This window comes from Blastochloris viridis (assembly GCF_001402875.1).
GTDB lineage: Bacteria > Pseudomonadota > Alphaproteobacteria > Rhizobiales > Xanthobacteraceae > Blastochloris > Blastochloris viridis.
Map to the genome: position 1 here is coordinate 2,170,242 of NZ_CP012946.1, position 24,460 is coordinate 2,194,701.

General features: G+C 67.5%; 23 protein-coding genes and 1 pseudogene. 10 read left to right on the forward strand and 14 right to left on the reverse strand.

The window, feature by feature from the left end; all coding sequences use genetic code 11:
- Positions 1 to 100: 100 nt before the first annotated feature.
- From BVIR_RS09595 to BVIR_RS09635, 9 genes are all read right to left on the reverse strand, one after another.
- Complete coding sequence (locus BVIR_RS09595) at positions 101 to 952, reverse strand: ABC transporter permease (protein WP_055037468.1); 852 nt, start codon at positions 950 to 952, stop codon at positions 101 to 103.
- Positions 949 to 2,229, reverse strand: coding sequence for an ABC transporter ATP-binding protein (locus BVIR_RS09600; protein ID WP_055037469.1), 1,281 nt, complete (start codon positions 2,227 to 2,229; stop codon positions 949 to 951). The genes BVIR_RS09595 and BVIR_RS09600 overlap by 4 nt, the downstream gene beginning before the upstream one ends.
- Positions 2,226 to 3,449, reverse strand: coding sequence for an ABC transporter ATP-binding protein (locus BVIR_RS09605; RefSeq protein WP_082416917.1), 1,224 nt, complete (start codon positions 3,447 to 3,449; stop codon positions 2,226 to 2,228). The genes BVIR_RS09600 and BVIR_RS09605 overlap by 4 nt, the downstream gene beginning before the upstream one ends.
- Positions 3,450 to 3,874: 425 nt before the next feature.
- Complete coding sequence (gene ygfZ, locus BVIR_RS09610; RefSeq protein WP_055037471.1) at positions 3,875 to 4,759, reverse strand: CAF17-like 4Fe-4S cluster assembly/insertion protein YgfZ; 885 nt, start codon at positions 4,757 to 4,759, stop codon at positions 3,875 to 3,877.
- 70 nt (positions 4,760 to 4,829) lie between these two features.
- Positions 4,830 to 5,531, reverse strand: a complete 702-nt coding sequence (locus BVIR_RS09615; protein WP_060832995.1) for a dihydrolipoyllysine-residue succinyltransferase component of 2-oxoglutarate dehydrogenase complex — start codon at positions 5,529 to 5,531, stop codon at positions 4,830 to 4,832.
- A 229-nt stretch (positions 5,532 to 5,760) separates the two neighbouring features.
- The gene (locus BVIR_RS09620; protein WP_055037473.1) at positions 5,761 to 6,030 is read right to left on the reverse strand and encodes a hypothetical protein; all 270 of its coding nucleotides are present in this window, start codon (positions 6,028 to 6,030) and stop codon (positions 5,761 to 5,763) included.
- 215 nt (positions 6,031 to 6,245) lie between these two features.
- Complete coding sequence (locus BVIR_RS09625) at positions 6,246 to 6,848, reverse strand: TIGR02301 family protein (protein WP_055037474.1); 603 nt, start codon at positions 6,846 to 6,848, stop codon at positions 6,246 to 6,248.
- An 80-nt stretch (positions 6,849 to 6,928) separates the two neighbouring features.
- Positions 6,929 to 7,375 (reverse strand): NUDIX hydrolase, encoded by a 447-nt coding sequence (locus tag BVIR_RS09630; RefSeq protein WP_055037475.1) that lies wholly within the window; start codon positions 7,373 to 7,375, stop codon positions 6,929 to 6,931.
- Between the two features lie 78 nt (positions 7,376 to 7,453).
- On the reverse strand, positions 7,454 to 7,969 hold the full coding sequence (locus BVIR_RS09635; RefSeq protein WP_055037476.1) for a hypothetical protein: 516 nt from the start codon (positions 7,967 to 7,969) through the stop codon (positions 7,454 to 7,456).
- 84 nt (positions 7,970 to 8,053) lie between these two features.
- Between BVIR_RS09635 and BVIR_RS17050 the strand changes: the two are divergent.
- A pseudogene (locus tag BVIR_RS17050) lies at positions 8,054 to 8,307 on the forward strand (SOS response-associated peptidase family protein); the annotation flags it as partial.
- 100 nt (positions 8,308 to 8,407) lie between these two features.
- Here BVIR_RS17050 and BVIR_RS09640 read toward each other — a convergent pair.
- From BVIR_RS09640 to BVIR_RS09650, 3 genes are all read right to left on the reverse strand, one after another.
- Positions 8,408 to 10,081: a methyl-accepting chemotaxis protein gene (locus BVIR_RS09640; protein ID WP_055037477.1), complete on the reverse strand. Its 1,674-nt coding sequence runs from the start codon at positions 10,079 to 10,081 to the stop codon at positions 8,408 to 8,410.
- 265 nt (positions 10,082 to 10,346) lie between these two features.
- Complete coding sequence (locus BVIR_RS09645; protein ID WP_055037478.1) at positions 10,347 to 11,762, reverse strand: FAD-binding oxidoreductase; 1,416 nt, start codon at positions 11,760 to 11,762, stop codon at positions 10,347 to 10,349.
- A gap of 141 nt (positions 11,763 to 11,903) precedes the next feature.
- Positions 11,904 to 13,634: a tetratricopeptide repeat protein gene (locus BVIR_RS09650; protein ID WP_244495144.1), complete on the reverse strand. Its 1,731-nt coding sequence runs from the start codon at positions 13,632 to 13,634 to the stop codon at positions 11,904 to 11,906.
- A 143-nt stretch (positions 13,635 to 13,777) separates the two neighbouring features.
- Between BVIR_RS09650 and BVIR_RS09655 the strand changes: the two genes are divergently transcribed.
- The 3 genes from BVIR_RS09655 to BVIR_RS09665 all read left to right on the forward strand — a co-directional run bounded on the left by BVIR_RS09655 (position 13,778) and on the right by BVIR_RS09665 (position 15,383).
- Positions 13,778 to 14,647 (forward strand): 4-(cytidine 5'-diphospho)-2-C-methyl-D-erythritol kinase, encoded by an 870-nt coding sequence (locus tag BVIR_RS09655; RefSeq protein WP_055037479.1) that lies wholly within the window; start codon positions 13,778 to 13,780, stop codon positions 14,645 to 14,647.
- Positions 14,648 to 14,769: 122 nt separating this feature from the next.
- On the forward strand, positions 14,770 to 15,030 hold the full coding sequence (locus tag BVIR_RS09660; protein ID WP_055037480.1) for a hypothetical protein: 261 nt from the start codon (positions 14,770 to 14,772) through the stop codon (positions 15,028 to 15,030).
- A 14-nt stretch (positions 15,031 to 15,044) separates the two neighbouring features.
- Positions 15,045 to 15,383, forward strand: a complete 339-nt coding sequence (locus tag BVIR_RS09665; RefSeq protein ID WP_055038807.1) for an MmcQ/YjbR family DNA-binding protein — start codon at positions 15,045 to 15,047, stop codon at positions 15,381 to 15,383.
- Between the two features lie 216 nt (positions 15,384 to 15,599).
- Here BVIR_RS09665 and bchE read toward each other — a convergent pair whose 3' ends face one another.
- On the reverse strand, positions 15,600 to 17,300 hold the full coding sequence (gene bchE, locus BVIR_RS09670; protein WP_055037481.1) for a magnesium-protoporphyrin IX monomethyl ester anaerobic oxidative cyclase: 1,701 nt from the start codon (positions 17,298 to 17,300) through the stop codon (positions 15,600 to 15,602).
- Positions 17,301 to 17,642: 342 nt separating this feature from the next.
- Here bchE and BVIR_RS09675 point away from each other — a divergent pair, with 342 nt between their 5' ends.
- The 6 genes from BVIR_RS09675 to BVIR_RS09700 all read left to right on the forward strand — a co-directional run bounded on the left by BVIR_RS09675 (position 17,643) and on the right by BVIR_RS09700 (position 23,090).
- The gene (locus BVIR_RS09675) at positions 17,643 to 18,161 is read left to right on the forward strand and encodes a bifunctional adenosylcobinamide kinase/adenosylcobinamide-phosphate guanylyltransferase (protein WP_055037482.1); all 519 of its coding nucleotides are present in this window, start codon (positions 17,643 to 17,645) and stop codon (positions 18,159 to 18,161) included.
- A 165-nt stretch (positions 18,162 to 18,326) separates the two neighbouring features.
- Positions 18,327 to 19,112, forward strand: coding sequence for an adenosylcobinamide-GDP ribazoletransferase (cobS, locus tag BVIR_RS09680; protein ID WP_082416919.1), 786 nt, complete (start codon positions 18,327 to 18,329; stop codon positions 19,110 to 19,112).
- Positions 19,112 to 19,654, forward strand: a complete 543-nt coding sequence (cobC, locus tag BVIR_RS09685; protein WP_055037483.1) for an alpha-ribazole phosphatase — start codon at positions 19,112 to 19,114, stop codon at positions 19,652 to 19,654. Before cobS ends, cobC begins: the two co-directional genes overlap by 1 nt.
- 105 nt (positions 19,655 to 19,759) lie before the next feature.
- On the forward strand, positions 19,760 to 21,247 hold the full coding sequence (locus BVIR_RS09690) for a cobyric acid synthase (protein WP_145912099.1): 1,488 nt from the start codon (positions 19,760 to 19,762) through the stop codon (positions 21,245 to 21,247).
- 511 nt (positions 21,248 to 21,758) lie between these two features.
- Complete coding sequence (locus tag BVIR_RS16855; RefSeq protein ID WP_145912005.1) at positions 21,759 to 22,391, forward strand: TIGR02594 family protein; 633 nt, start codon at positions 21,759 to 21,761, stop codon at positions 22,389 to 22,391.
- Between the two features lie 297 nt (positions 22,392 to 22,688).
- On the forward strand, positions 22,689 to 23,090 hold the full coding sequence (locus BVIR_RS09700; RefSeq protein ID WP_082416921.1) for a cysteine-rich small domain-containing protein: 402 nt from the start codon (positions 22,689 to 22,691) through the stop codon (positions 23,088 to 23,090).
- Between the two features lie 405 nt (positions 23,091 to 23,495).
- On the opposite strand, the gene BVIR_RS09705 is transcribed toward BVIR_RS09700, so the two are convergent.
- Positions 23,496 to 24,455 carry an ArgK/MeaB family GTPase gene (locus tag BVIR_RS09705; protein ID WP_236823586.1) on the reverse strand — a complete coding sequence of 320 codons (960 nt, stop codon included), beginning with the start codon at positions 24,453 to 24,455 and terminating at the stop codon, positions 23,496 to 23,498.
- Positions 24,456 to 24,460 lie beyond the last annotated feature (5 nt).

Sequence of the window (24,460 nt, forward strand, 5' to 3'; positions counted from 1 at the left end):
ATAATGCCAGCCGAGCTTTAGTTGGCAAGTTACGATTTTTTAACTTGTAAATTATTCTTGTACGGAACGACGTCATTACAGTTTCATCCGCGAGAATTTATCAGGATTCATCTGAGATATAAGGCTCAGCCCTGACGAAGAACCATATCGCCATAATAAGTGATACCAATATAATTGTCGATGACACGCAAAAATAGAACCATGGCGGCTCACCTACTCCTGTCAGGGACCACCGTGTCATTTCCACGATACTTGCCATTGGATTTAAAACGTAGACAACCCACCGAAATCCTTCTGATATGAAATGAATTGGATATAGAATTGGCGTCAAAAGCATCAAAATCTGGACGAAATATGGCGCGGTATAGACGACGTCCTTGACAAATACAGCAACCACACTGAGGACAATTCCGATAGCGATGGCAAACAACAAAGCCATCAGGGTCGCCACCGGGAGCATGGCAACCCCCCACCCGAGATCGATCGGCCAACTCCCCAAGGTCGCGCGATAGAACAGGACTACCAGCGCGAAGCAGGTCATCGAGACCAACCATTCGAGCAGCGGTGGGCCAATCGACGCAAGCGGGATCAATAGCTTCGGAAAATAGGTCCGCCGCATCAGGCTGCGCAGCCAGAGGATGGCGCGCGGCATCAAAATCAGCGTTGCCTGAAACAAAACCCAGCTGGCGTAGCTCGAAAAAAAGAAAACCGGGTACGGCGTTCCGTTGGTATCCATCGGAACGACCGAGGTGAACACGACGACCGAAAAAATGGCGGGAATCAGCGGGCGAATGACCAGCCACCAAGCGCCCAGCAGGGTGCGCTTGTAACGTTTCATGCTGATTTCATGGAACAGGAAGGTGTAGAAATGCCGGTATTGCCAGATAGCGGCGAGCTCCTTCCTGAACGTGATCGGGCCGCCTTCCAGGACCGTGACAGTTGCCTTCGTCATTCGCTGCGACTCCGGATGCGCTCGACGTTCCACCCGGCTCGCGGGCTGATTAAGCCGGGCCGGCCCCACCGCCAATCCGCCCAGACAGAGAGTTCGGGACTGGAATTGAACACCCGAACGACGATCTCCGCACGAGCCAGCGTTGCCTCGCCGGCAACAGCCGACCGGTCGCTGCCACTGAGGTCGGCCAGAACGCACCTCGCATCGTACTGACCTTCATTCAGCAGGTCAGCCGGAATGGCCGCCCTCACCCGCACCGATTGCCCGGCCGCGAGCGTCACCGGGCCATGACGATCCGTCAGTACGTGGACGTCCGCCTGCAGCAGCTTCAACACGACGTCGAACGAGCAGGCGCAACGCGCCTGGATCAGCGCCTCAATGAAACCGCTCTCGGACATCTGAAACGCGCCGACCTCGCCGCAATCGGCATTGAGCAGACGCACGTCTTTGATCTCACAGATTTCGCCCTCGATCTCGGATTCCGCCGACACCGAGAGCAGTTCGGAGCGATAGGCCCCGATCACCGTATCAGGATCGCCCGACAGGCGGATACGGCCCTGGTCAAGCCACAGCAGACGGGAACAACACCGGCGGATCACGCCCATGTCATGCGACACCAGAAGCACGGCCCCACCGGCCGCGGCAATTTCGGCGATCCGCTGCTCGCACCTCTGCCGGAACGCCGCATCGCCGACAGCCAGCACCTCGTCCGCGAGCAATACCTCGGTCGGGAACGTCAGCATCGCCGCGAACACCAGCTGAATGAAGCTCCCGCTCGGGCAATCTTCGAGCGGGACATCCCTGAACTCCAGCAAATCGGCCTTTCGCAGGATGTCGTCTTCCAGCGCTTCTATCTGCGATCTGGGAACTTTCAGGCTGTGTGCAAAGAACTGGATATTCTCCGACGCTGACAGGTCCGGCGCAAAACCGACCCCAAGCTCGAGCAAAGGAACGACCCGTCCGCGAACCTCGACATGGCCCGCCGTGGGACGGAGAACCTGGCCGAGGATTTTCAGCAGCGTGCTCTTTCCAGCGCCGTTGCGGCCGATGATGCCGAGAACCTCGCCGCGTTCGACGTCAAACGAGACCCCATCAACCGCCCGCAACACGGTGTCCGTGGTCGGCGTCGAGGACCGATGCGAGCGGAGCGGAAACAGCTCGCGCAGCATCGTTTCCAGGGCGACGCCGCGGCTGCCGATTCCGGACCGCCCGCCTTGGCGAGCGAGCTTGAATTCCTTCGAGAGGTCTCGAACCGAGATCACCGGAGCGACGGTCACGCTGTCGTCTCCGGCTCAACGATTTCGGCGTCCCAAACCAGCGAGGCAACGAGCGGAGCATCGCTGTTCGCGGCCGCGTTGTTGACCTGCAAACGAACCGCGCTCGGCATCTTGAGGACGAAAACCTCATCTTCGACGTGCGAGACCACCGCCGGTTCGATCCAATAATCGCCACCGGCGAGGTGTCGGCAAGGAAGACTGACCTCGCAGCGGTATCGGCCTTCGGTCGCATCTTCGAAACGGGGCGACAACAGGCGCATGAGGGTCGCACCGCCTTTGACAATGTCGATGAGGGGCCGAAACCGCTGGGGAGCTTCGATCACGCATGTCATCTGAAATTCGAGGTCCGGCGCTCCCGCTTCGCCGCGGTCGACGACGCCGACGTCCTCGACCGTGACAACACCGTTGCCAAGTGACATCTGGCGAACGTTCCACTGCAGCGGCGGGCCATCTGCTGCGGTCACGCCGAACTGGTCGGGCGGCAGATCGGCGACGATGCGCCCGCCGTCCATCACCAGCACGCGCGTGGCGAGCGCGCCGATCAGCGCGCTGTCTTCGGATGCGATCACCATCGTGCTGCCAAGGTCGCGCAATTCGCGCAGCCGTTTGATGCACTTCCGCTGAAAGGCAATATCGCCGACGCCCAGCAGATCGTCGATCAGCACGATGTCCGGGGATCCATGCAGCGCCAACGCGAAATTTAGCCGCAGTTGCATGCCGGACGATAGCTTATCGGCCGCGGCATGTTCGAACCCGGATAACTCGGCGAAGTCGATGATCCATTGCGCGCAGTTCTCCCCCCTGGTTTGCCGCCGCGCGGCGTCCAACGCGAACTGCTGCCGGATAACCTCGTTCACCGATCCTCGATCGAGATTTTCGCGTCGCCCCAGAAGCGCGGCAATCCGGCCGAAAATCACCACGCGCCCGCTGGTCGGTAACGTGGCGCCGGCCAGGATGCGCAGCAGGGTGCTTTTTCCGGAGCGCGATGGCCCGGTGAGAAAGACGACGCTGCCGCGCCGGATTTCAAGATCGATGGCCTCCAGCGCCGTGACCGGTTGACCTGTCACGCCCTTCACCCGACCGTTGCGCGCAGAAGAGACGTTGAATCCGGCAATTTTCGCCAGAACCGACACCACATCACGCAAGGTCAAGGAACGGCTTCGCGTGATATCGAAGACCTTTCTCATATCACGGACGCAGATCGCGGTTTCGGAACTCATGTCACCTCATTCAGCGGCGGCCGATGCCATCGCCTCTTGCGACAAAGCCGGGTCGTGGCCTCCGCAGTGCCCTCTTGCCGTGTTGTGCATACGGGGCCAAGGGTTCCCAGATGTCGCGCAAGCGGCTGATATATCGCAGGATTTAATTGAAGCCGCAGAATTGGATCACGTGGCGTTTCCGCTTCACTCAGCACGCCCGACAATACGGGCCCACGGTTTTCATTACCAGACGTCGACCGAAAGAAGATCGCCGCCGCCTTTGCCGGCAGCGCAATCTCCGGCAGCGGCATCATGCACGCGGCTCGGTACGGCAGAGTCTTGGTCTCGCCGAACACGCGCAGAATGGGCGTGGCGCCGGTCACGCCGGAGGCCGGCTGCCCGGACCGTTGCTCACGCCTGCGCCGCCGCCCGGCGAATGAACTGGCTCACCCGTCCCCGGGAAAGGCGAACGTCGCCCAGGCCGGCTTGACCGGCTTTAGGGCGATGCCGCCGGCGGTGAGCGTCAGCCCTTCGGCCAGGGCATCGGCAACCTTGTCGAGCCGCAGCAGCGCCAGCCCCCGCCCCTCCACCGAGGAGCCCATGGTGCCGACCACCTTGTCGCCGGCCAGCACCGGCAGGCCGCCCTCGGCGAGCACGTCGCCGTCCGCCGCCACCACCGGCACCACACGGGTGCGGGCGGTGCCGCGGTATTGCATCCGCGCCACCACTTCCTGGCCGATGAAGCAGCCCTTCTTGAAGTCGATGCCGCCGAGCTGGTCCATATCGGCCTCGTGGGGAAAGGTCTCGGCCAACACGTAGTCGAGGCCGGGCTCGGGCACCGCCAGCGCGATGCGGTGGCGGTGGTAGTCGCGCTCATCCACCAATGTGGCACCGGCGCCGATCAGGGCATCTTCGGCGCCCTCGCGGTCCAGCATGGCGCGAAAGCCCAGTGCCGCCAGCCGCGGGTCCGGCACGGCGTGGTCGAGGCCGCCGGGGGCGCCCTCCCCCCACAGCGCCACCACCGCCGCCTCATCGCCGACCTCGGCAATGGTGACGTCGGCCCGCAGCCGGTAGAAGGCGAGCTTGGCGGCGAGGTCGCCAGCCTGCGGCCGCGCGACGTCGAGCAGGAAGCTGCCGCCTTCCTCGGCCGCAATCTCGGTGATAACGGCCTCGGCCACCATCTTGCCCTGCGGCGTCAGCAGCGCGGCGTGGCTGGCCCGCGCCGGCGACACCGGGCCAAGACTGCCGGTGAGCAACCGGTCGAGAAAGCTGCGCGCGTCCGCGCCGCCGACGGCGATCACCGTGCGGTTGGTGAGGAGGGTGGCAAACATCGGCTCTCCCGTTCCTGCGTCCGCGGCGCTGCGTCGGACGAAACGCCGGCCCGCCCGGCCGGATCCCGCATCATTCGCCAGCGACGAAGTAATGCCACACCCCGTCCGGCGCGATGCCGACGCGGTAGAAGATATAGGCCCCGAACTCCTGCATCTCGCGAAAATCCGACCCGGTGACGATCCGGAACAGCTCGACCATCTGCTCGGGGTCGAGCTGGCGGATTGGGTACCGCGCGAAATACGGCCAGATGAACATTTCCTGCGGCGTGCCCTGGTCGACGTGGACGAAGGGCGCATCCATAAGGTCGACCAGGATGCCGAGCAGCTCGACGCCCTTGGAATCGGGAAAGGTCTTCTGCCACAGCGCGATCGGGTCGGACTCGTCGCCGAACGAGAACACCGGCATCATCTCGTTCGACTGCATCGCGGTGACCAGCCTTTCGAGGCTGCCGCTTTTCGCCGCCTCCACGATACGGCTGCGCATGCGCGCGACCGGGGCCGGCAGCAGGCTGAGGTCGCTGATGACCGCGGGCGGCGTCTGGTCCGCATCCTTGCTCTTGGCGTCGTCGGGGCGCACGGCATGGGCGCCCTCGCCGGCCGGCGAGGGCGGACGCTTGGCGTCGGATGATTTCGGGTCGGCGGGTTTGGCCCCCGCCGGCGGAACCTGGATGGTCTCGGTGCGGACCTTGGTCTCGGCAATCGCCGGCTGTGAGGCCGGCGCCAGAGAGGCAACCGCGGCGAGCATGGCAAGCAGGAGGCGCGAAGCAGACATGCGGCGATCCTAACGTCGGTTGACGACGGGAGCGAGGCGTTGTGCCAGCCCGCCGCAATCTGCCAAACCGATTCCGCGCCCGCCTGCAAGCCGATGCTGCAACTGCGGATTTCGTCAGGCCACCGTGTCCGATTGGCCGACCAAACAAGCCTATGGCGTTAAGATTTTGATTTATCGCACATTCCTGCGAAACACGGCGTCCCGCACTTGTCGGACGTGCGCCAGCCGATCACTGATGGGTGCGCTGGACGGTGTACTCGCCGGCGCGGATGCGCTCGGCCAGCGCCTCGGCAAAAACGGCCGCGGGCTCCTCGCCATAGGTCGCAACAAGCTCCTGAAACGCCAGGAAAATCGCCGCCTGGGCCAGGCAGTCGGGATCGAGACCGTCGACCGCCGCCTCATCCCACGCCTCGCCGAGATAGCCGAGGGCGACCCGGCGCTGCTCCGCATCCGCAGCGGCATCGGCCTGGGTCGTCGAGCAGTGATGGAAGTCAGACACGGCACGCCTCTCCGCAGCATCCTCGGGCGGGGGCCGCCCAAATTCGCTGCGAACCTAGCACGCCGCCCCCTCAAATCGTCGACAGCGGGTTAATGATTATTTGAGAAACGGTTAACGCCCATGGTCTCATTTTACCGAATCCGCGCCGCCCACCGGCTGAGACTTTGATTCCGCTTGTCGCGGCAACGGCTTGAGCGAGAGTCGGATTCGGCCGGTCAGTTGCTGTAGCGGGCGACGACGTCGTGGGCGAGCTTGGAGCCCTCGCTCAGGTAGCGCTCGACCGCAAGCGTCGCCGCCGGGGTGCAACTGCGGTAGGTCCGTTCGAACGCGACATAGCCGCTGTTGAAGCCGCGCGTGAGCTTGTCCTTGCGGTCCTCGCTCTGCGCCTCCGCCTCGATCAGCGCCTGCATCTCGTTGCGCCAGCGCTGGCCCTCCGGCGCGCCGCACAGCGGCCGCAGATAGTGCAGCGCACCCATGATCTCGGCGATCCGCATCAGGTCGCCCTCATAGGGCGGCGGCGGCGCCAACGGCAGCGCGACCGCCGGCTTGGCGTCCTCGGCCGGCGGCTTCGGACCCGGCGCGCCCTGCCCACTGCGGCCGCCGCTGGAATGGCGGGGCTGGGTCGGCTGGCTGGGCTGCAGCATCTGGGGCGGCGGCGGCGGACGGCGCGGCGCAAACAGATCGAAGAAGAACCAACCGCGCGGCGGCGGCGGCGGCCCCGGCGGCCCGCCGACACTGCCCGGCGGACGCAGTTGCGCCTCGGCGGGAGAAGCCGCGAGCAGGACCAAGAGCAGTGCGAGATGTCGCCACATCGCCATCAGATATGACGCGCTCCGCCGGCGCGGACAAGTCGCGCCCGACCGCTGGCGCCAAAATTACCGGATCGGACGGCGCCGCGCTACCAGGCAATGCCGAGGCTGGCGGCCGCCGCCGCGGCGAGTTCCGGCAGGCGGTCGGTGGTGGGGCGGGCGGCCAGCGCGGCACGGTCGACCCAGGCGACGTCGGGCGCTTCCGCGCTCGGCGCCGGCTCTCCGGCCAGCCACTCGGCCGCGAAGCAGGCGACCACCATGTGGCGCGCGACTCGGCCATCGTCGTCGCGGTGGATGATCTCGGCATGGCCGATGAAGGCCGCCGGCCGCACCTCGCAGCCGACTTCCTCGCGCACCTCGCGGCACAGCGCCTCCATCAGCGTTTCGCCAAGCTCGACCCCGCCGCCGGGAAGGCTCCACAGCCCAGCCATCGGCTGGAAGCCGCGGCGGGCGACCAGCAGGCGGCCGCCGTGAAAGATGGCGGCGCTGGCGCCGAGCACCGGTGCGGCGGGGTAATGGCGGGAAACCGGGTCCATGGCCGCCTCAGGGTCCTGACCAGTTCGCTTTGGCCAGATCGTCTTGACCGGATCGCTTTGCCGACTCGCTTCGGCCGGTCAGTCGGCAAACAGCGCGTCGACCTCGTCCTGGGTCTCGCTGGCCGATTCGACATCTTGCAGCGGCTTGCCGTGAATCACCGCGCTGGCTTCCGACAGGTGTTCCTTGAGGCTGGCGAGTGTCATCTCGACCACGGCGCGGGATTCCTCCTCCGACATCCCGATCGTCAGCGCCTCGCGGGCCGCGACGATGATGCTGGTCATGGTGCCCCCCAGTTCGTCGAGTCGGCGGCGCAGCACCAGCGGCGCCTGATGGTAGGCTTCGATGGCGAGGTCGCGCGCCTTGAAGGTCGAGCGCGAGAAGTGCTCGACATAATCCGCCGGTTCCCACGCCTGCAGTTCCTCGACGCAGCTCGGATCGTCGTTGACAATCTCGAGCAGCATGATCGCCTCGTTGAAGCGGTTCAGATAGTCGGTCGCCAGCCCCGTCTCCGGGTGCAGGTTCGCCGCCTTCAGTCGCTCCGGATCAATCCGCGGTCCGTGGGATCTGGTATGGTTCGCGTCAGCCAAGGTCATCGGTCGGCCGGTCGTGGTAGAAAATCCGGCCGATTATCCGGCCAACGGTTAAACATCCGGATAACGCCGATCTTACCATAGGTTATGTGTGGACGCTTCGTCATCTCGTCTCCGGAGTCGCGGCTACGGGAGTGCTTCGGCATGGTCGGCCCGGCACCGCTCGGACCGCCGCGCTACAACGTGGCGCCGACCCAGCCGATCCCGATCGTCCGGCTGAAGACAGCGTGCGCCGATTGGCACTGGTGCGCTGGGGCTTCCTGCCGGCCTGGGTCAAGGACCCGTCAGCGTTTGCGCTTCTGATCAACGCCCGTGCCGAGGGCCTGCTCGACAAGGCGGCCGGTCCGCCTTGATGGCGCAGCCGGCCTGAACAGGAGCCTTACGGTGCCACCCGGCGCGCCCTGCCCGGCCGAACCGGCCGGGCGTCGGCATGTTGCAGCGTCATGCCGCCCGCACCTCGGCAAGGAACTGGCCGACCTCGCGCTTCAGCAGTTCGGCCTGGCTGGCGAGTTCGTTGGCGGCGCCGAGCACCTGGTTGGCCGCTGAACTGGTCTCCTCGGTCGAGCGCGTCACCCCGGCGATGTTGGCGTTGACCTCGGCGGTGCCGTTGGAGGCCTGCTGCACGCTGCGGGCAATCTCCCGCGTCGTCATGCCCTGCTGCTCGACCGCGGCGGCGATGGCGGCGGAGATGCCGTTCATGCGCTCGATGACCGCCGAGATCGCGCCGATCGCATCGACGGCGCTGCCGGTGGCGCCCTGGATCTCGGCGATTTGGCTGGCGATCTGCGCCGAGGCCTTGGCGGTCTGGTCGGCCAGTGTCTTGACCTCGCTCGCCACCACGGCGAAGCCGCGCCCGGCCTCGCCGGCCCGCGCCGCCTCGATGGTGGCGTTGAGCGCCAGCAGGTTGGTCTGGCCGGCGACGTTGCCGATCAGATCGACGATCTCGCCGATGCGCTCGGCTCCGGCCGACAGGCTCTTCACCTGGTTGACGGTGGCGCGGGCATCGTTGGCGGCGCCGGCGGCGATGCGGGCGGATTCCTCGACCTGGCGGGAGATCTCCTGCACCGAGGCCACCAGTTCCTCGGCCGCAGCCGCGACGCTGTGAACGTTGGTCGAGGCTTCCTCAGACGCCGCCGACACCGCAACCGACTGATGCGAGGTTTCCTCCGCGGTCGCGGTCAGGGTCTGGGCCGAGGCGCGCAGCTCGGTGGCGGCCGCCGACACGGTGTCGATGATGGCGCTGGTGACGCGGTCGAACTGGTGGACCAGGTTCTCGATCTTCTCGGCGTGGGCGTGGCGGGCGGCCTCCTCGCCGGCGTGGGCGGCCTCCAGCCGCTCTCGCTCCAGGGCGTGGCTCTTGAACACCTCGACCGCGGCGACCATCTCGCCGACCTCGGAGCGCCGATCGTAAACCGGAACCTCGACGGTGAGGTCGCCGCGCGCCAGCGCCGCCATGGTCGCGGTGATGCTGCGCAACGGCCGCACCACCGCGCCGAGCACCGTCCAGAAGCCGAAGCCGACGACGCCAAGGCTCGCCAGCGACAGCGCGGCCACCAGCATGCGGGCGTTGTCGTTGGAGCCCTTCGCGGCCTGGAACGCGCTGTGGGCCCGCTCGGTCTGCAGATCGACCAGCTTTTCGAGCACCGAGGTGATGGGGTCAACCGCCGCGTAGAGCCGTTCGGTCACGAAACGGTCGAGCGCGAGGCGATCCTGGCGGGCCATGATGTCGCGCAGCTCCGCCAGCGCCGGCTCGGCCGCCGACATCAGCCGCTTGGCATCGCGCACCAGCCGCGCCTCCTCGTCGTCGATCCCGATGGCGGCGGCGTAGGCGCCGAAGGTGCGGGCCGCGAGCGCAAGCGCCTCGTCCATCTGACGGCGGCCAACCTCGAACGGCGCGATGCCGGCGCGAACCTTGTGGGCGTTGTCGACAACGGACACGGCATAGGCGTCGCTGACGTGCTTGAGCAGATCCATCGGCTTCACGCGGTCGGCATAGACCGACTGCAGGCCGTGCTCGGCGACGTCCGCCACGTGAAAGGTCGAAACGCCCAACAAGCCAAGGGCAATCGTCAACGCGGTCAACACCGCGAGCAGTCGGGCTTTGATTGTCGTCATGTCTCCCTCCGGGAGCGTGGAGCCGAGACCGTGGCTGTTCCACGCTGGCTCTCATCCGGCCGCGTAACGGAGACGGCGTTAGTTATTGATTAAATGAAGCGCCGGAGATGAAATTGACGCACACAATTTTCCGAACGAGATGCACCAATCGTCGTCGCGTGCGCCACGCGGTTCCGGGCGACCGTTCGCGGAAACGCCCGCCGCAAGGTCCGAATCGGACAGGGTTCGGCGACTGGGCTGATCGGCCGGATTTGGCATCACAGCATCACAGCACCTTGCCGGGGTTGAACAGGCCGCCCGGATCGAGCGCGCGTTTGACGGCGTGCATCAGGTCGAGTTCGACGGCGTCCTTGACGCCGGGCAGCAGCGCCCGCTTCAGCCGGCCGATGCCGTGCTCGGCCGAGATCGAGCCTTTGTGGCGGGCGACGACGGCGTGCACCGCGGCGTTCATCTCCTCCCAGCGGGCGAGGAACGCCGCCGTATCGGCACCAACCGGCTGGCTGACGTTGAAATGGATGTTGCCGTCGCCGAGGTGGCCGAACGGCACCACGCGCGAGCCGGGGACGACCGCCTCCACCGCCGCCGACGCCTCGGCGATGAAGGCCGGCGCCGCCGTCAGGGGCACCGAAACGTCGTGCTTGATCGAGGCGCCTTCCGGCTTCTGCGCCTCCGGAACGGTCTCGCGCAGCCGCCACAGCGCGGCGCGGGCGGCCAGGCTGTCGGCGATCACGGCGTCCTCGATCAGGCTGCCGCCATGAGCCTCGGCCAAAAGGTGCTCGAGCACGTCGCGCAGGCCGCCGGGGTCGGGCGAGGAGACCTCCAGCAGCACATACCAGGAATGCGTCCCGGCCAGGGGATCGCGACTGCCCGGAATATGGGCGAGCACGAAATCGAGGCAGATACGGGCCATCACCTCGAAGGTGGTGACGGCGGCGCCGGCATGGGCGCGGACGAGGCCGAGCAGCGCCAATGCCGCCTGCGGCGAGGCGACGCCGACCAGCGCGGTCTCGATCGAGCGCGGCGCCGGGAACAGCTTCAGCACCGCGGCGGTGATGATGCCGAGGGTGCCTTCGGCGCCGATGAACAGATGGCGCAGGTCGTAGCCGGTATTGTCCTTGCGCAACTTGCGCAGGCCGCGCCAGATGCGGCCGTCGGCCAGCACCACCTCCAGCCCGAGCACGAGGTCACGGGCGGTGCCGTAGGCGATCACCTGGGTGCCGCCGGCGTTGGTGGCGAGGTTGCCGCCGATGGTGGCGGTGCCCTCGGCGGCGAGCGACAGCGGGAACAGCCGGCCGACCGCGGCGGCGGCATCCTGGGCCCGCTTCAGGGTGACGCCGGCCTCGCAAATCATGGTCTGGGTGTCGAGGTCGACTTCGCGGATGCGGTCGAGCCGGGCGGTGGAGAGCACCAGTTCGCGGCCGCTGCGGTCGGGAATCTGGCCGCCGACCAGGCCGGTATTGCCGCCCTGCGGCACGATCGGCGTCGCGGTTTCGCCGCACAGCCGCACCACCGCCGCCACCTCATCGGTCGAGCCCGGCCGGACCACCGCCCGCGCCACACCGGCGAACAGCCCGCGCGGCTCATTGAGGTAGGGCGCGCTGTCGGCGGAGCCGGTCAGGACGTGGCGCGCGCCGACCACGGCGGCGAGGCGATCGAGCAACGGGTCGGGCAACGCGGTCATCGGAGCGGACGTCCTGCTGCCGCCATGAAGCACGGCGTCCCGAAGAACGGGCGATGCCCGGCATCTCCGGCCGCGCGCGAAGCGGGGCGGCGTGGTGCCGGCCGTCCCGGCGCGCCGCCCGTTGCGCCGCGGCGCCTCGGCTCAGCCGCCCTCGCCGACCTTGGCGTTCTCGGCCTTGGATTTGGGCTCATCGGCGAGACCGTGCTTCAGCTTGGTTTCGATCTTCGCCAGATCATCCGGCTCGGGCTTGAGGTCGCGGGCGTGGCTCCACTGGAACACCGCTTCGAGCCTGCGCCCCACCTTCCAATAAGCGTCGCCGAGATGGTCGTTGATCACCGGATCGTCGGGCTTCAGCTCGATGGCGCGCTCAAGCTCCGCCACCGCCTCATCGACGCGGCCGAGCTTGAAATGCGCCCAGCCCAGGCTGTCGACGATATAGCCGTCATCCGGCCGAAGCTGGACGGCGCGGCGGATCATCTCGATTCCCGGCTCAAGGTTGATGCCCTGATCGATCCAGGAATAGCCGAGATAGTTCAGCACGTGCGGCTGGTCCGGAAACAGCTCCAGCGCCTTCTTGAAATCGACCTCGGCCCTCGACCACTCCTTGGAGCGCTCAAGGCAGATGCCGCGGAAGTAATAGATCATCCAGTTCCGGCGTTCCGGCTGGTCGATGCTGTCAATTCCGGTGGTGTATACCTTCGCCGCATCCTCGAAATTCTTACGGCCGCGCAACACGTTGCCGAGCGCGAGCACCGCCTCCAGATCGTCGGGGTCGGCCTTCACCAACGCTTCGAGGTGTGCGCGCGCCTCGTCGGTGCGGTCGAGCAGGTCGAGGTTGAGGCCAAGCTGGATTTCGGCGTTGCGCTTCAGCGGCGACTTGTCGGGAATGCGCTCATAGACCTCGATCGCCAGTTCCGGCTTCTTCAGCGTCTCGTACAGGTCGGCCAGCGACAACAGCGCCAGCGGATGGGTCGGTGCCAGGAACAGCGCGAACTGCAGATAGATCAGGCCGAGGTCTTCGCCGCCCTGGCGGCCGAGCGCGGAGCCGAGGCCGTACAGCACCTCGGCGGCGCCATCCTGGGCCGAGCGCACCAAAGGCGGCAGGCTCTGGTCCTTCTCCAGCGTCTCGACGGCGTCGACCACCAGCGGGTGCTGCGGCATCGCCTTGTCGAAGGTGGCGTAGACGCGGAGCGCCTCCTCGCGCTGGCCGTTGCGCGACAGCCAGCGGGCGTAGGACTCCACCACCCGCAGCGCGGTCTGATCGGCCTTGTAGGCGCGCTCAAGCCGCTTGCCCGCCTCTTTCTTCTGGCCGGCGAGATCGAGAATCATGCCGGCGTGCATGTCGCGGAAGGTGGCGTACCAATCCGGCCCCTGCAGCTTGTCGAGCAGCTCGATCGCGCTCTTGGTGTCGCCGGCGCCATAGGCGGTCCAGGCGGCGAGCAGGGTCGCGGTGAGATCGGCGATCGGCGCGCGCACCGACTGGGCGAGCTGGGTCCGCGCCGTCTGGTACTGCCGGGCCTTGATGGCGCGGACTGCGATGGCGAGGCGGGCGATGCGGTGCTGGCGGTCGAGCTGCACCAGCCGCTCGCCGAGCGCGGCAGCATCGTCGATGTCGCCCTGCGCCAGCATCACCAGGAAGGCGCGCTCCATCACCTCGGTGTTTTTCGAATCGACGCGCAGCGCCGCCTTGAAAAAGGTGGTTGCGGAGGCATTGTCGCGCAACGAGCCGGCCAGGCGACCGGCAAGATAGCTGCCGGAGAGCGACAGCCGCCCGTAATCCTCGCCGGATGCGTCCGAGCGCGCGATCGCGGGCCCGGCCACGACGGATGAGATGGCGAGCGCGGCCACCAGCGAACGGCCTCTGATCGTCAAGGAGGAATCCTCTGTTCCGCCGGCTGAGGCCGGCCATATCCAAGCGAGAATGGACGCTTTCCGTGGCGCGGGCAAGGACGACGGACCGCACCGCAAATTGCCTCTTGCGCCCGCCGCAAAGATGCGGTTGATCGGCCGCCTCCATGCCGCACATTGACCGCGCTTCAGCCAAAATCAATCTGACGTTGCACGTCACCGGCCGCCGGGTGGACGGTTGGCACCGGCTCGAAAGCCTCGTGGTGTTCGCCGGCGCCGCCGACGCGCTGACGCTGGACCCCGGCCCCGCGCTGGCGCTGACGGTCGCGGGACCGACTGCCGCCGCCGCCGGACCCGACGACGACAATCTGGTGGCGAAGGCCGCCCGCGCCCTCGCCGCGCGGGTGCCGGGCCTGATCCTGGGCCGGTTCGTGCTGGTGAAGCGGCTGCCGGTGGCGGCCGGCCTCGGCGGCGGCTCGGCCGACGCCGCAGCGGCGCTGCGCCTGCTGGCGCGGGCCAACGGCCTCCCCCCGGACGATGCTCGCCTCTATGAAGCGGCGTGCGCGACCGGCGCCGATGTTCCGGTCTGCCTCGCCTCGCGGTCGCGGATGATGCGCGGCACCGGCCACGAGCTCGGGCCGCTGCTCGGGCTGCCGGCGCTGCCGGCAGTGCTGGTCAACCCGCGGGTGCCGGTGCCGACGGTGGCGGTGTTCAAGGCGCTCGCCATCGCGCCGGGCACCGACATCGCCTCGAGCCACCCGGCCGACGACCGCATCCCGACCGAGCGCGAGGCGCTGATCGCGCAACTGGCCGACCTTCGCAACGATCTCGAGCCGCCGGCGCGGGCGATGGCGCCCGAGATCGACGCCGTGATCGCGGCGCTGGCCGCCACCGCCGGCGCCAGATTGGTGCGAATGTCGGGCTCGGGCGCCACCGTGTTCGGGCTCTACGCCACGCCGCGCGACGCGCTCAAGGCGGCAACCGCGCTGCGCCGCGCCCATCCCGGCTGGTGGGTGCGGGCGACCATGCTGCGGTAACGGCAAATCGACGCCCGCTTGCCCCGCACCGTCGCTATTCCGTTCGGAAGCTGCTGACAGCGCTCTCGGCATGGATGTAGGCTTGGCTCAGGTCTGGGAGACCAGGTCCGGGAGAGTTGTCGATGCGAACGATCATGGTGGCGGCGGCAGTGCTGGTGCTGGGTGGAACGGCCTGCCTGGCCGAGGAAGAGGAAATCCGCGACCGTTACCTGCTGGTGATGCAGGAGCGCGGCGGGCTGGCGCCCGGTACCCGGCCGGCCTGCTTTGCCGCCTGGAAAACGCAAGTCACCGAAGCCTATTTCAAGTCCTGTCCGTGGGACGCCCCGCGCCGCGCCAGACCGCGAGCGGCGGAAAGCTGGGATATCTTCGACTGGCGCTGGTGACATCGGAGGCCGCCGTGACACCACAAGATGTCCGCCGCATCGCCCTCGCCCTACCGGAAGCGATCGAGAGCCAGCATCTGGGCCGCCCTGAATTCCGCTCCGGCGGCAAAACCTTCGCCACGCTGCCCGACGAGCAGCGGGTGGTGCTGAGGCTGCACCATGCCCAGCAGGAGCGGCTGGTGCGCATCGACCCCGCCCGCTTCGCGCCGGCCACCGGCGGCTTTGGCCAACTCGGCTGGACCTCGCTGTCGCTCGCCGGTGCCGACGAGGCGGCGCTGCAGGAAGCGCTGAAGATGGCCTGGCGCAACGTCGCGCCGAAGAGTGCGATCTTCCGGCTCCGCGCCAGCGTTTGATCCCAGCGGCCTCAGAGCATTTTCCGCACAAGTGGGTTCCGGTTGTGCGCTCGCTGTCGCGGTTCCCGCGGGATGAGGCGAGCTGGCGTTGGTGGAAGCTCAAGCTCAAAGGCCGCGGGGATCAGAGACCGCCAACACACCGGTTCGACCGCCGTAAAAACGCCAATGGCCGGGACGATGCCCGGCCATGACGAGATTGCGATCGCGTGACGCCCGTCAGTGCGCCTTCACCAGCGGCTCGTTCTCCGGCAGCTGCTGGGTGCCACCGCCGCAGGCCATGATCTTTTCGGCCGGCGGCACCGCGATGTCTTCCATCTGCTCGGTCGAGCCACCGCAGGCGCGCATCTCGGCCACCGCAGCCGCGGTGGTGGAGCTCGCCTGGTCCTGCTTGCGCTTGGGCGCGCTCTTCCAGTCGGCCGACTGCTGGGCGATCGGCGCGTCCGCCAGCTTGCGCGACTTGTCGAAGTCGAACTTGAGGAACTTCTTGGACAGCGGGCCCCAATAGCCGCGCTTGCCGAGGTCGTAGAACTTGCGCTCGAACGCGCTCTTGAGGAACGCCTTGAGGCAGCCGACCAGATAGCTGCGACGCAGCGGGTCGCGCTCCCACATGTAGCCGAACAGCGCCTTGTTCATGTAGAACCGGCGGTAGTTCTTCATCACCAGATCGAGCAGTTCGGCACGGTCCAGCGCCTTCGACCGCATGATCGGCGTGACGAAGTTGTACTTCTCGAAGTCGAACACCTCGACCTTGTCGCCCATCTCCTTGAACAGATCGGAGAACGGCCAGGGCGTGTACATTGACCAGTTGGCAAGGTCCGGGTTCCAGTCCCGAACCATGCGGTAGGTCTCCTCCAGCGTCTCGGCCGTCTCGTTCTCCAGCCCGACGATGAACTGGGCCTCGGTGACGATGCCGGCATTGCGCAGCAGATCGATCGCCCGCTTGTTCTGGCCGACCGTGGTTTCCTTGTTGAAGATGTCGAGATTGAGCTGGGCGGCGGCTTCGGTGCCGAGCGAGATGTGGACGAGGCCGGCCTTGCGATAGAACGGCAGCAACTCCTCGTCGCGCATGACGTCGGTGACGCGGGTGTTGATGCCCCACTGGACCGGCAGGTTGCGCCGGATCATCTCCTCGCAGAACTCAATGAACTTCTTGCGATTGATGGTGGGTTCTTCGTCCGCCAGGATGAAGAAGCCGACCTTGTACTTGGTGACCAGCTCCTCGATCTCGTCGACCACCTTCTTGGGGTCGCGGACGCGATAATCGCGCCAGAATTTCCACTGCGAGCAGAAGCTGCAGGTGAACGGGCAGCCGCGGGCGAGGTTGGGGGTGGCGACGCGGGTGCCGGTCGGGATGTAGATGTATTTTTCCCAGTCCAGAATGCCCCAGTCGGCGACGATGGAATCGACGTCGCGGATCGGCGGCTCGGCCTGGGTCGCGATGACCTTGGAACCCTCGGAATAGGCGATGCCGGCGACCTGGCCGCGGCAATCGGGCCAGCGCTTTTCGTCGACCGCGCGGGCGAGGTTCAGCATCACCGCCTCACCCTCGCCGCGCACCACCGCGTCGATCCAGGGCGCCTCGAACAGCACCTGCTGGTACATGAAGGTGCCGTGGATGCCGCCGAGCACGGTGACGACGTTGGGATGCACTTCCTTGGCGATCTGCAGCACCCGCTCGGCCTTGTAGATGGCGGGGGTGATCGCGGTGGTGCCGACGATATCCGGCTTCTCCTTGGCGAGCTCGGCGCGCAGCTCGTCCTCCGACAGATCGTCGGTCATCGCGTCGATGAAGCGGATGTCGCTGTAGCCGCCGGCCTTCAGGTATCCGGCGAGATAGGCGACCCACGCCGGCGACCATTTGCCGGCAATCTCGGCGCCGCCGGAGTGATAGTTGGGATGGACGAGCACGATCCGCATGCGAGCCTCCGCGGGGGCGATACCCCATACCGGCCCCCGGCCATTTCGGCGCTGGGGCGGGAGTGCTTTTTGACCGGGCGTTGGTATGTGCGCGGCAAACGGGTGTCAACATCGCTTTCCATAGCTGCCGCCGCATCCGTGTCACGTCGGATGGACAATTGGTCGCTTGAGCGGCGCCGCTGGCCGGGTACCGTCACCGCCTGCGCCCGTCAGCGCGCCCGTCCGGGCCGCCCCCTTGCCGAGTGCCCGGCAGAAATGCCTTTTCCCGCCAGGAATTCTGGGCCAAAGGCGGGGTCGCGACGCGGCCACCCGCCACGCGACCGTCAACGAGCAAGGCGAACGATGGGTCACCTGACGTTCCTCACCGGCCCCACCCGCAGCGGCAAGAGCCGGCGAGCCGTCGAGATTGCCGGCGGCTGGGGCGATGACGTCGCCTTCGTCGCGACCTATCCGGTCGACCCCGGCGATGCCGAGATGGTCGAGCGGGTGCGCCGCCATCAGGCCGAGCGGCCGCCGTCGTGGCGCACGCTGGAAGCGCCCGAGCGCGTCGCCGACGCCCTTTGCGCGCTCGACCCCGCCCCGGCCGGCGCCCTGATCGACAGCGTGGTGCTGTGGACGGCGACGCGGTTCGAGCGGCCAGACGCGGAGATCGTCGCGGCGTGGGAGGCCGAGCTGGCGGGGCTGAAGGCGGCGCCGTTCCCCTCGGTCCTGGTCGGCGACGAAATCGGCTGGAGCCCGGTGCCGATGGACGCGTCGCTGCGCCGCTTTCGCGATCTGGTCGGCATTCTCGGCCAGCGCGCCGCCGCCGCCGCCGATGAGGCGTGGCTGATCGTGGCCGGCTGCCCGGTTAAGCTGAAATGATGCACGTCCTGTCGTTACGCCGCCGGCCGCCCATGCCCTCTCCCCTTGCGGGAGCTGGCGCCCGCGCTTTGCTCGGGCGTGTTTGCATCACCTCTCACCCGGCCCGGATTTCGCGTCGTTCAATCCTCGCCGCCCTCTCCGTCGGAAAGGAGCGCGTCCGTCATCATGCTGCGTGAGTCCGGTTCGTTTCCGTCTCCTGGGCTCATCGCCCGCGAGCGCCGCGCCGTCCTGGCGGCGGTGATCTATTTCACCCGCATCCCCCTGCCCCGGCTGCCCGCGCTCGCGGCCGAGGACTGGCAGCGCGCCACCACCTACTGGCCGCTGATCGGGCTCGGCGTCGGCATCGTGACGGCGGCGGTCTATGTTCTGGCGTCGCTGGGCCTGCCGGCGCCGGTTTGCGCCGGCTTGGCCCTGGCCGCGGGCGTCATCCTCACCGGCGCCCAGCACGAGGACGGCTTCATCGACGTCTGCGATGGTCTGGGCGCCGCCACCAAGGAGCGGATGCTGGAGATCATGCGCGACTCGCGCATCGGCGCGTTCGGCGCCATCGGCATCGTGCTGATGCTCGGGTTGAAGTGGCAGGCCCTGGCAGCGATGCCGTTCGAGGTGGTGCCGTTTGCGCTCGTCGCCGGCCACGCCTTCAGCCGCACCCTCGGCGCCGCGGTGATGGCGGTGCTGAGCTATGCCCGCACCGACGAGAGCCGCGCCAAGCCGATGGTGAGCGACCTCGGCGGCGACCGGCTGGGGCTGGTGATCGCGCTCGGCATCGTGCCGCTGGTGCTGCTGCCAGGGGCGGCGATCCTGCCAGCGGCGATGGCCGGGGCGGCGATGTGGACGGCGTGCGTCGCCTCATTCCGCAGCCGCCTCGACGGCTATACCGGCGATTGCCTGGGCGCCACCCAGCAGCTTTGCGAGCTGGCGATCCTGCTTTCGGTGCTGGCCGCGGTGTGATGCTGATCCTGGTGCGCCATACCCACGTCGCCGGGGCCAACGGCCTGTGCTACGGCCGCCACGAGGTCGAATTGGCCGCGAGCTTCGCTGACGAAGCGGAGGCGGTGCGCGCGGCACTGCCGGCGATCGACGCTGTCTATACCAGCCCGGCCGAGCGCTGCCGCGCGTTGGCGAACCGGCTCGGCCATGGCGCGATCATCGACCCGCGCCTGCACGAGCTCGACTTCGGCCGGTGGGAGGGCAAGCGCTGGGACGAGATTTCCCGCGCCGACCTCGACGCCTGGGGCGCCGACTTCGTGACCGGCTCGCCGCCCGGCGGCGAATCCCTCACCGCGCTGGCCGCCCGCGCCAACGCCTTCGCCACCGAAATAACCTTACGTCATGCCAACAACGTGGTGGTTGCCGTCACCCATGGCGGCGTCATCCGCGCCTTGGTGGCACGCGACCGCGGCCTTGCCCTGGCCGAGGCGTTCACGGTCGAGGCGCCGCCCGGCAGCGTCCATATCCTCACCAAGCTTGCCCCGGCCGGCCCGGTTTCGTAGCAAGCACCACACCTTTTCAGCCGAGTTCGCCGCGTGACCCAGTCCCTCGCCGACGTCGTCTTCACCCCCGCCCCCGCCGACCTGCCCAAGCGCGCCCGGACCTTGATGATCCAGGGCACGGCCTCAGACGTCGGCAAAAGCATGGTGGTGGCGGCGCTGTGCCGCGCCTACACCCGCCGCGGCCTCAAGGTGCTGCCCTACAAGGCGCAGAACATGAGCAACAACGCCGCGGTGGCCGTCGACAGCGACCTGCCGCCGGGGCCGGACGGCGAGATCGTCCGCGGCGAGATCGGGCGGGCCCAGGCGCTGCAGGCCCGCGCCTGCAAGGCGCCGCCCTCGATCCACATGAACCCGGTGCTGCTGAAGCCGCAGACCGACATCGGTTCGCAAGTGGTGCTGCGCGGCCGGGTGCTCGGCAATTGTCCGGCGCGGATCTATCACAAGATGCGCCACGCCTTGATGCCGGCGGTGCTCGACAGTCTGCGGCGGCTGCAGGCCGAAGCCGACCTCGTCATCGTCGAGGGTGCCGGCTCCGGCGCCGAGGTTTACCTGCGCTCAAGCGACATCACCAACATGCGGCTGGCCGAGTCGGCCGAGCTGCCGGTGGTGATCCTGTCGGACATCGACCGCGGCGGCACCATGGCCGCCATTGTCGGCAGCCATGCCCTGCTCAGCGAGGCCGACCGGGCGCGGGTGGCGGGCTACATCGTCAACAAGTTCCGCGGCGATTTTTCGCTGTTCGAGCCGGGCTGCGTCACCATCACCGAGCATACCGGCTGGCCGTTCCTCGGCGTGATCCGCTGGTTCGACCGCGCCGACCGCCTGCCGGCCGAGGATTCGCTCGCGTTGGAGCGCCCGGCCGAGTTCGGCGGCCGCGGCCTCAACGTCGCGGTGCCCCGCCTCTCCCGCGTCGCCAATTTCGACGACCTCGACCCGCTCGCCGCCGAGCCGGGGGTGGCGGTGCGCTGGGTGCAGCCGGGCAACCCGATCCCGGCCGACACCGACGTCGTGGTGCTGCCGGGCTCGAAAGCCACCCGCACCGACCTCGCGGTGCTGCGCAAGGAGGGCTGGGACATCGACATCCTTGCCCATGTCCGCCACGGCGGCCGGGTGGTCGGGCTGTGCGCCGGCTTCCAGATGCTGGGCAAGGTGGTGCGCGACCCGCTCGGTCTCGAAGGTCCGGCCGGAGAGACCGCGGGGCTCGGCCTGCTCGACATCGAGACCGAGATCACCACCGACAAGCGCCTGATCGACCTCGACGTCACCGACCGCGTCTCCGGCCAGCGCGTCACCGGCTACGAGATGCACATGGGCCGCACCACGGGGCCGGGCTTGGCGCGGCCGTGGCTGATGCTGGACGACGGCTCGGGCGCCCGGCCGGAAGGCGCGGTTTCGGCCGACGGCCGCGTGAGCGGCGCCTATGTCCACGGCCTGTTCGGCTCGGACGCCTTCCGCGCCCATTGGCTGACCACGGTGGGGGCGAATGCCTCCGCGCTCGACTTCGAGGCCCGCACCGAGGCGGCGCTGGACGCACTGGCCGACCATGTCGAGGCCAATCTCGACCTCGACGCCCTGCTCAAGCTGGCGCGGTAGCGCCAGCGCACGGCGCAAGCGCGTTCCCCGCAAGAGCGGACACCGCGGCCTCCCGCCATCGGCATCCGGGGCCGTTGGTATAGCTCACACGGATTCCGGCTGATCGCGTCGTATTGCTGGACCGCCGCGCCAAAAGCCCTTGCTCGGAACGAGATTTCCCGAAGGCCGGACAATGAAACGGCGGCCGGAGCGGCCGTTTTTCGTGTCGCCACTGCCGGCACCATGCGGCCTGACCGACAAAGTCGCAGGCAAACCCCGACACAAACAAGTTTCATTTAAAATCATATTGGATCTAGCACAAGCTGATCTATAAATCGGCGTCAGCATCATTCCGCAAAGTCAACAAATTACCCCTCATAGTTTCGTTGGAGCGGTTGCAAAACCCTAAAAATTGCGAATGACATCATTCGCCTTGATTCGATCACATGATGATCGATTACGGGACACAGCTCTGTCCTCTTCGGTCGTTAGTCACCATGCCCGGACATAACGAGTAAAGGAGTTGTCCCGGATGGTAAAAGGCATTAGTCTGGCACTTGGGGTTATTACGTTCTGCTCTCTAATTGCCCCAGCTAACGCCAAACCCTACAAGACAAGCCGAAACGCTCACTCCTCTCACACCTACGTCGACAATCACTACAAACACGGTCGCTACTACTACGGACCGGGCGCCGGCCGCCGCGCCAATGCCAAGCCGGCGCGCCGCCACGTATCGTCCGTCGCCGGCGGCTGGGCGTCGGGTGGCATGGCCGCCCGCAGCTGGACATCGGGTGGCATGGCTGGCCGCGGCTGGACAACGGGCGACCTCGTCGCCCGCGCCGAGCGCTACCTCGGCTCCAACCCCACCAACCAGCGCACGCTGTGGTGCTCCGACTTCATGAACCTCGTTGCCGCCGGTTCCGGCACCGGCTCGCGCCTCGCCAAGTCGTGGGCCAATTGGGGCCGGCCGTCGGCGGGCAGGCCCGGCGACGTCGTCGTGCTGTCCCGCAAGGGCGGCTACCACGTCGGCGTGGTCAAGGACTTCGACCGCGCCGGCAACCCGATCGTCATTTCCGGCAATTCCGGCGGCACCCGCGGCAACCGGATGGTTTCGATCAGCTCTTATTCCGCCGGGCGGGTGGTGTCCTACCGCGCCCCGAGCTGACGCGCGATCCGACCCGAAGCAGACAGGACGGCCGCCCGGCGACGTTGCCGCGGCGGCCGTCGGCTCACGCCAGCCACCAGATCGCGTTCGGCGACTTGGTCATCCTGGCTGGCCAGATGCACCGGCGGCCGGCGCCCGCATCGGCAAACGGCGACAACTGCCGCGGCTGCGCCAGCGGGCCAAATTGCCCCGGTGGATTGATCGCGCCGCGTCCTGCACCATGTCTCAGACCAGTCGTCCGCACGTCGTCCGAAAGGTCGATTGCCGATTGGCCGGTTCCGGCCGACAAGAGGTGCGATGCAGCCCAAGGACACCACCCAGAACGAAGCCTTCAAGGGCTTCACCAACACCGCCTGCCCGTTCTACCCCTGCCACAAGGGGGTGGAGACCGAGTTCAATTGCCTGTTCTGCTACTGCCCGCTGATCGCCTACGAGTGCCCCGGACCCTACAAGGTGTTCACCGACAAGAACGGGCTGAAGCGCAAGGATTGCTCGGACTGCATCCTGCCCCATAACGGCTATCTTCGATCGTGGAACTTCATCCAGAAATGGCTGGAGCGACCGGTGATCTGGGATGGCCACGAGCAGACCTTGCCGCCGGTTCGCCGCCTGCGCGCTGCGCCGGGCGGCGCCGAGCCGACCGACGACCAGCCGGCAGGGGACGCACCGGCGACAGACGAGCCGGCCAAAGCGGACTAAACAGAAACTGTTCGCGCTGCGCTCCACGGCGCCGTGGCATCCGATGCCGCCCGGCCGCGGCGGAGACCTGGCGCCGTCGTCCCGGACAAGCGGCAAAGCCGCGCGATCCGGGACCCATGATCCGCGACTCTCGCCGTCGTCCGCATCGCCCCTAGCTGCGCGACATCGCTTGCGCTGCCGTTGCCGGAAACGTCGCGGATCATGGGTTCCGGGTCTCAGCTTCGCTTCGCCCGGAACGACCGGCGGTTTCATGTTCGGCGGGTCGGAATTCCGGCGGCAAACTGATGCGGTTTCCGGATGATCATGTCGTGATCCCGGAAACCACCTTGCCGAAAAATCCTGATCGAAAAGCGCTTTTTCGGCGACAGCACGACCAAACACCGACCTGATCGGCCGGGTTTCGTGTCACCGGCCGTCGCCGAGGCGGGCCTTCAGCGCCTGCGCGATGGCAAGCTCGCGGCCGAACGGCCCCTGCGCCGCACCGGTCGCGATGGCCGCCGCCGCGGCAAGCCCGACCGAGCCGAAATGGGCGCGGGTGCCCTCCTCGACCCAGGCCGCCTCCTGGGCGGCGCGGCGCTTCGCCAGCCGGCCGGCCGTACCGAGATGGGCGCGGTGGCGTTCGATCGCATCCTTCAGCTCATCGAGGCCATCGCCGCGGCTGGCCGCCACCAGCACCACCGGCGCCGGCCAATCCTCCTGGCCGGCGAACAGCGTCAGCGCGCCTTTGACGTCGTTGGCAGCGCGCTGGGCCGGCAGGCCCATGTCGGCCTTGGTGACGGCGACGATGTCCGGCACCTCCATGGCGCCGGCCTTCATGAACTGCAGCGCATCGCCGGAGCCGGGCTGGATGCACAGCACCACGGTGTCGACGGCGAATGCGATGTCGGTCTCCGACTGGCCGATGCCGACGCTCTCGACCAGCACGCGGTCGTAGATCGCGCGCATCATCACCATGGCGGCGACGGTCTGGTCGGACAGGCCGCCCAATCGGTCCCGCGCCGCCATCGAGCGCACGAACACGCCCTTGTCGTCGGGGTCGGTGATGATGCGGGCGCGATCGCCGAGCAACGCGCCGCCGGTGCGCTTCGACGACGGGTCGACCGCGATCACCCCCACCGTCTCGCCATTGCCACGCCACTGTCTCAGCAGCGCGTTGGTCAGGGTCGACTTGCCGACGCCGGGCGGCCCGGTGAGGCCGAGCACGTGGCCGCGCGCGGCCCGGCACGCCTCGTCCAACAGCGCCGCAAGCGCCGGTTCGCCGGCGTGGGTCTCGATGGCAGCAAGCGCCTGGGCCAGCGCTCGTTTGCCGCCGCCGGCAATGGCGGCGAGAGATGCCAACGGCGGCGGCGTCATCGAAGTCGTCATCGGCA